This window comes from Burkholderia sp. BCC1638 (assembly GCF_902833195.1).
GTDB classification, from domain to species: domain Bacteria; phylum Pseudomonadota; class Gammaproteobacteria; order Burkholderiales; family Burkholderiaceae; genus Burkholderia; species Burkholderia diffusa.
In genome coordinates this window covers 59,484-66,002 of the sequence record NZ_CADFEC010000033.1, presented here as the reverse complement: position 1 = coordinate 66,002, position 6,519 = coordinate 59,484, and the positions used below count along the sequence as shown (strand labels likewise).

General features: G+C 65.0%; 5 protein-coding genes and 1 pseudogene. 5 read left to right on the top strand and 1 reads right to left on the bottom strand.

Features of this window, described 5'->3' with window-relative positions; all coding sequences use genetic code 11:
* The 3 genes from HWX22_RS27170 to HWX22_RS27160 form a co-directional block, all read left to right on the top strand.
* Positions 1 to 1,242: electron transfer flavoprotein-ubiquinone oxidoreductase (locus tag HWX22_RS27170; RefSeq protein WP_175916755.1), on the top strand; the 1,242-nt coding region annotated here is incomplete at its 5' end.
* A 49-nt stretch (positions 1,243 to 1,291) separates the two neighbouring features.
* The gene (gene bktB / locus HWX22_RS27165) at positions 1,292 to 2,485 is read left to right on the top strand and encodes a beta-ketothiolase BktB (protein WP_175910195.1); all 1,194 of its coding nucleotides are present in this window, start codon (positions 1,292 to 1,294) and stop codon (positions 2,483 to 2,485) included.
* A gap of 38 nt (positions 2,486 to 2,523) precedes the next feature.
* Positions 2,524 to 3,378, top strand: coding sequence for a 3-hydroxybutyryl-CoA dehydrogenase (locus tag HWX22_RS27160; protein WP_175910192.1), 855 nt, complete (start codon positions 2,524 to 2,526; stop codon positions 3,376 to 3,378).
* 64 nt (positions 3,379 to 3,442) lie between these two features.
* Here the strand turns inward: HWX22_RS27160 and HWX22_RS27155 are convergent.
* Positions 3,443 to 3,772, bottom strand: a pseudogene (locus HWX22_RS27155) (TetR/AcrR family transcriptional regulator); the annotation flags it as partial.
* Positions 3,773 to 4,316: 544 nt separating this feature from the next.
* Between HWX22_RS27155 and HWX22_RS27150 the strand changes: the two are divergent.
* Both HWX22_RS27150 and HWX22_RS27145 read left to right on the top strand, forming a co-directional pair.
* On the top strand, positions 4,317 to 5,606 hold the full coding sequence (locus tag HWX22_RS27150) for a glycine betaine/L-proline ABC transporter ATP-binding protein (RefSeq protein ID WP_175910306.1): 1,290 nt from the start codon (positions 4,317 to 4,319) through the stop codon (positions 5,604 to 5,606).
* Entirely contained in the window at positions 5,603 to 6,490 is an 888-nt protein-coding gene (locus HWX22_RS27145; RefSeq protein WP_175916754.1) for a proline/glycine betaine ABC transporter permease, read from the top strand. Before HWX22_RS27150 ends, HWX22_RS27145 begins: the two co-directional genes overlap by 4 nt.
* Positions 6,491 to 6,519: the final 29 nt, after the last annotated feature.

Here is a 6,519-nt window from a genome sequence, read left to right as displayed (position 1 = left end):
TTCCCCGGCTTCCCCGCTGCCGAGATTCTCTACAACGACGACGGCTCGGTGAAGGGCGTCGCCACTGGCAACATGGGCGTGGGCAAGGACGGCGAGCCGACCGAGAACTTCCAGCTCGGCATGGAACTGCACGCGAAGTACACGCTGTTCGCCGAAGGCTGCCGCGGCCACCTCGGCCGCCAGCTGATCGCGAAGTTCAAGCTCGACGCGAACGCCGATCCGCAGGCTTACGGGATCGGCATCAAGGAGCTGTGGGAAATCGATCCCGCGAAGCACAAGCCGGGCCTCGTGATCCACACGGCTGGCTGGCCGCTGAAGTCGGACACCTACGGCGGCTCGTTCCTGTATCACATGGACAACAATCAGGTCGTGGTCGGCTTCGTGGTGGGCCTGGGCTACACGAACCCGTACCTGTCGCCGTTCGAGGAATTCCAGCGCTACAAGACGCACCCGTCGATCCGTGCGTTCCTGGAAGGCGGCAAGCGCGTGTCGTACGGGGCGCGCGCGATCACGGCGGGCGGGCTGCTATCGCTGCCGAAGACGGTGTTCCCGGGCGGCGCGCTGATCGGCGACGACGCGGGCTTCCTGAACGCATCGCGGATCAAGGGCAGCCACGCGGCGATCAAGACCGGCATGCTGGCGGCCGACGCCGCGTTCGACGCGGTGCAGGCCGGCCGCCAGAGCGACGAGCTCAACGCGTACCCGGACGCGTTCAAGCAGTCGTGGCTGTACACGGAGCTGTACCGCGCGCGCAACTTCAAGCAGTGGATGGCCAAGGGGCTGTACCTGGGCACGCTGATGGTCGGGCTCGAGCAGAAGGTGATGGGCGGCAACGTACCGTGGACGCTGCGTCACCAGCACGCGGACCACGAGATGCTGAAGCCGGCGTCGCAATGCCAGCCGATCGAATATCCGAAGCCGGACGGCAAGCTGACGTTCGACCGGCTGTCGTCGGTGTTCATCTCGAACACGAACCACGAGGAGAACCAGCCGGCGCACTTGACGCTGAAGGATGCGAGCGTGCCGGTGGACGTGAACCTGCGCACGTACGCGGGGCCGGAGGGTCGCTTCTGCCCGGCGGCGGTGTACGAGTTCGTGAAGAACGACGACGGCAGCGACCGGCTGGTGATCAACGCGCAGAACTGCGTGCACTGCAAGACCTGCGACATCAAGGACCCGACGCAGAACATCGTGTGGGTCACGCCGGAAGGCGGCGGCGGGCCGAATTACCCGAACATGTAACGCAAACGCATCCCCGCGCCCGCAGGCGCGAACGAACCGGAGTGAAACGATGAGCAATGCAGCGAAGGAAGTCGTGGTGGTGAGCGGTGTCCGTACCGCGATCGGCGATTTCGGCGGGAGCCTGAAGGATTTCTCGCCGACCGATCTCGGTGCGAAGGTCGTGAGCGAAGTGCTGTCGCGTGCGAACGTTTCGGGTGACGCGGTCGGACATGTCGTGTTCGGCCACGTCGTGAACACCGAGCCGAAGGACATGTATCTCGCGCGCGTCGCGGCGATCAACGGCGGTGTCGCGCAGCACACGCCGGCGCTGACCGTGAACCGCCTGTGCGGCTCGGGCCTGCAGGCGATCGTGTCGGCCGCGCAAACGATCATGCTAGGCGATGCCGACGTCGCGATCGGCGGCGGCTCGGAGAACATGAGCCGCGCGCCGTACACCGTGCCGGCCGCGCGCTTCGGCCAGCGCATGGGCGATGCGAAGCTCGTCGACATGATGCTCGGCGCGCTGCACGACCCGTTCCAGACGATCCACATGGGCGTGACGGCCGAGAACGTCGCACGCAAGTACGGCATTTCGCGTGACGCGCAGGATGCGCTCGCGCTCGAATCGCATCGTCGCGCGGCGCGCGCGATCGCGGAAGGCCGCTTCAAGGACCAGATCCTGCCGATCTCGATCCGCACGAAGAAGGGCGAAGTCGCGTTCGACACCGACGAGCACGTGCGTCACGACGCCGGCCCGGACGATTTCACGAAGCTGAAGCCGGTGTTCGTGAAGGAGGACGGCACGGTGACGGCCGGCAACGCGTCGGGGATCAACGATGCGGCCGCCGCGGTGCTGATGATGAGCGCGGACGCCGCGCGCGCGCAAGGCGTGAAGCCGCTCGCGCGTTTGGTCGCATACGCGCATGCGGGCGTCGATCCGGCGTACATGGGCATCGGCCCGGTGCCGGCCACGCAGAAGGCGCTCGAGCGCGCAGGCCTGAAGATCACCGATCTCGACGTGATCGAGGCGAACGAAGCATTCGCCGCGCAGGCATGCGCGGTCACGCAGGAGCTCGGCCTCGATCCGGCCAAGGTCAACCCGAACGGCTCGGGCATTTCGCTCGGTCACCCGATCGGCGCGACGGGCGCGTTGATCACGGTCAAGGCGCTGTACGAGCTGAAGCGCATCGGCGGGCGTTACGCGCTCGTGACGATGTGTATCGGCGGCGGCCAGGGGATTGCGGCGATCTTCGAGAACATCTGATAATCGACCGCTCAGCATCCGAATACACAGGAATCGTCATGGCCATCGAAACCGTCGGCGTCGTGGGCGCCGGAACCATGGGCAACGGCATTGCGCAGACCACCGCCGTTGCAGGACTGAACGTCGTGATGATCGACGTCAGCGATGCGGCACTCGACAAGGGTGTCGCCGCACTGAAGGGCAGCCTCGAGCGGCTCGTGTCGAAAGAGAAGCTCGCCGCCGCCGCACGCGATGCCGCGCTCGCGCGCATCACGACGTCGACCGATTACGCGAAGCTTGCCGCGGTCGACATCGTGATCGAAGCCGCGACCGAAAACGTCGAGCTGAAGAGCCGCATCCTGAAGCAGATCGAGTCTGTCGCGCGACCCGACGCGATCATCGCGACCAACACGTCGTCGATCTCGATTACCGCGCTCGCGGCGTTGCTCGCCGATCCGTCGCGCTTCGTCGGCATGCACTTCTTCAACCCGGTGCCGCTGATGCCGCTCGTCGAGATCATCCGAGGGCTGCAGACGAGCGACGCGACCGCGTCCGCCGTGCGCGCGCTGACCGAGCGTTTCGACAAGTCACCGATCGGCGTGCGCAATGCGCCGGGCTTCGTCGTGAACCGGATCCTCGTGCCGATGATCAACGAAGCGTTCTTCGTGCTGGCCGAAGGCATCGCGTCGGCCGAGGAGATCGACGCGGGGATGAAGCTCGGCGCGAACCATCCGATCGGGCCGCTCGCGCTGGCGGACCTCGTCGGGCTCGACGTGTGTCTCGCGGTGATGGACGTGTTCCTGAAGGACTTCGGCGACACGAAATACCGTGCGTGCCCGCTGCTGCGCGAGATGGTGTCGGCGGGGCGGCTGGGGCGCAAGACGGGGCGCGGGGTGTACGACTACAGTAAGTAAGCGGCGTCTCAATAGCCTCTTCACGCGGCCGCCTTCGGGCGGCCGTTTGCTTTGCACGGCACGCTTACGCGTCGAGCACCGCCAGATTCTGCGGCAACGTCCGCTTGAATATCGCGAGCAACTGCCATGCTGCCTTCGGTTGCAACGTGATCGCATGGCGCACGGCCGCGGCGATCTGGATCATCATCAACTCCGCGAACGCGCCACGTTGCATGCGCGTGGTGCTGGGCGTCACATCGGCCGGCGCATCGGCGAGCAGCCCGGCCAGGAACGCCCCGTCGGCCCGGTCGAGCGCCCGCAGCGCACGGTCGGCCTGCGTCGCGCGCCAGATGTCGCGCATCAGCGGCTCGTCGACGAACATCCGGTAATAGCTGTCCGTGATGCGCGCGAGCGTGCCGATCACGGACGCCTTGTCCGGAAAGGAATCACGTGCACACGGTGGCATCGGCGGGGGCTTGAATGCCGTTCATCGCGGGGATTGCGGTGCGGTAGTGACAACCTTCGTCGAAAGCCGGCCCTCTTCGTCCGAGAGCCGGTTCGACGGCCATTTGCGCAGTCCAATCCCCGTCTCCTCGGTAGTTTCCCTTAAGTCTTCCCGTCCGGATTTTCCCCTAGCGAGCCGTTTCACGTGCTGCGCGCGCCACATGGCCGCGATTCCCGTCGAATCCCGCGCGGCCCCGCCGGCATTGGCTTTCGCGTCGTTTGCGCAGATCTGCACCATGCGCGCGATTTTGCCCATCTTCGATGCATTACCAAAGGTATGGAAAAGCGCACAGAAAATGTATCTGGAGCGACGAAATTGGATTGATACGCTGCAATCACTGAATCAGCGCCGTCAACCACGCGAGAGCGGCATCGAATCTCTGCAGCAAGCGGGCAATCGATGGCGACACGTGCGAAGTTCGCGGTTTCCGTTACCAGTTAGTCGGGATGACAGAATGGCCCCAAATCTGACGTTTGCACCGGGCGACGTACTTCCCCCCGGAGCAATCTCCACCGACGGTGCGCCGTCGATCGCCCGGTCGGGTGTCGCGACCGGTACCGATATCCTGACCGTCAAGCACCTGTCGAAGATTTTCGGTCCGAGGCCCGAGCGTGCGATCGAGCTGATGAAGCGTGGCGTCGGGCGCAACGAGATCTTCGCCGAAACCGGCAACATGGTGGCGGTCAACGACGTGAGCCTGAGTGTGCGGGCCGGCGAGATCTTCGTGATCATGGGGCTGTCGGGCTCCGGGAAATCGACGCTGGTTCGTCTGCTCAACCGGCTGATCGAGCCGACGTCCGGGCAGGTGGTGCTCGAAGGCCGAGACATCGCACCGATGTCGACACCGGAACTGCGCGACGTTCGACGCCATAAGATGGCGATGGTGTTCCAGTCTTTCGCACTGCTGCCGAACCGAACCGTGATCGACAACATCGCATATGGGCTCGAAGTCGCCGGCATCAAGAAGGCGCAGCGCTACGAGGTCGCGCGCGCCGCACTGGAGCGCGTCGGCCTCGGGTCATACGAAAAGCTGCTGCCGAGCGAGTTGTCCGGCGGCATGCAGCAGCGCGTGGGCCTCGCCCGTGCGCTGGCGGTGAATCCTTCGGTGCTGCTGATGGACGAGGCATTCTCCGCGCTCGATCCGCTGATTCGCTTCGAAATGCAGAACGAACTGCTGCGCCTGCAGAAGGAAGAGCAACGCACGATCGTGTTCATCTCCCACGATATCGAGGAAGCGGTGAAGATCGGCGGCCGAATCGGCATCATGAAGGACGGCTGCCTGATCCAGGTCGGCACGCCGGCCGAACTGATCCAGACGCCGGCTGACGCCTACGTGCAGGACTTCTTCCGCAACGTCGACGTGTCTCGCTTCCTGAAGGCATCCAGCATGATGACGAAGGTCGAGCGCGGACTGCTTCGGTGCGACGTGGGTACACCGTCCGACCGCTACCTGAACCAGCTGATCGACAGCGGCGCCGAGTGCGGCTACGTGTGCGACGAGGCTGGCCATTACCTGGGCTGCGTGACGGCCGCCACGCTGCATCGGTCCGGTGCCAGGCCGATTCGCGAGGCATTCCTGCCGGACTTCAACACGGTGTCGATCGACACGGACCTGCATCGGCTCGCGTCGATCGCGCTCACCCAGCAGCACGACGTGCCGGTGACGGATGCAGCGGGACAACTGGCGGGCGTCGTGTCCTGCCGGACGATACTCAAGCAGATGATGCAACGGAGGGCGGCATGAATTCGTCGGTGATCGGGAAGTTCGCGGAAGACTTCGTCAACTTTCTGTTTCTGCATTTCCGTGTCGGGTTCGACACCTTCTCGGCGGGGCTCGGCGCGGTCGTGAAGCTGCTGGAAGACGGTCTCGCCGCCGTGCCGTTCATCGCGATGGTCGTGATCATGGTGGGGCTCGCGCTGTGGCGCCGCGGCATCGTGTTCTCGATCTTCGTCGGCTTCGCGCTGCTCGTCATCCATTACATGGGCTTGTGGGCACAGACGGTCTCGACGCTCGCGCTCGTCACCGCGGCGACCTTCTTCAGCCTCGTGATCGGCGTCCCGCTGGGGATCTGGGGTGCGCGCAACAACCGGATCGGCATGATTCTGCGCTCGCTGCTCGACTTCATGCAGACGATGCCCGCGTTCGTGTACCTGATTCCGGCCGTGATCCTGTTCGGGCTCGGACGCGTGCCGGCGGTGATCGCCACGATCGTGTTCGCGATGCCGCCCGTCGTGCGGCTGACGACTCTTGGGATCCGGCAGGTCCGCGAGGAACTGATCGAAGCAGGCCGCTCGTTCGGGAGCACCGACTGGCAGCTCCTGTGGAAGATCCAGCTGCCGAATGCACTGCCGTCGATCATGGCCGGAGTGAACCAGACGATCATGATGGCACTGTCGATGGTGGTGGTCGCGTCGATGATCGGCGCGGGCGGCCTCGGCGAATACGTGCTGAGCGGCATCCAGCGTCTCGACATCGGAATCGGCTTCGAAGGCGGGCTGGGCGTCGTGCTGCTCGCGATCGTGCTGGATCGCTTGACGGAGAGCTTCGGCGTGAAGGCGAAGAAGAAGGTGAAGAAGCCGATCGCGCGTGCCGGCAAGGCCGGCCCGCGTGGCGCGGCACGTACCTGACGAACCAGGCAGTCGAAGGCGGTTGACGG

Coding starts and splice junctions, on each gene's coding strand:
- HWX22_RS27145 (WP_175916754.1), top strand. CDS start 5,603: ATGAATTCGTCGGTGATCGGGAAGTTCGCGGAAGACTTCGTCAACTTT.
- bktB (WP_175910195.1), top strand. CDS start 1,292: ATGAGCAATGCAGCGAAGGAAGTCGTGGTGGTGAGCGGTGTCCGTACC.
- HWX22_RS27160 (WP_175910192.1), top strand. CDS start 2,524: ATGGCCATCGAAACCGTCGGCGTCGTGGGCGCCGGAACCATGGGCAAC.
- HWX22_RS27150 (WP_175910306.1), top strand. CDS start 4,317: ATGGCCCCAAATCTGACGTTTGCACCGGGCGACGTACTTCCCCCCGGA.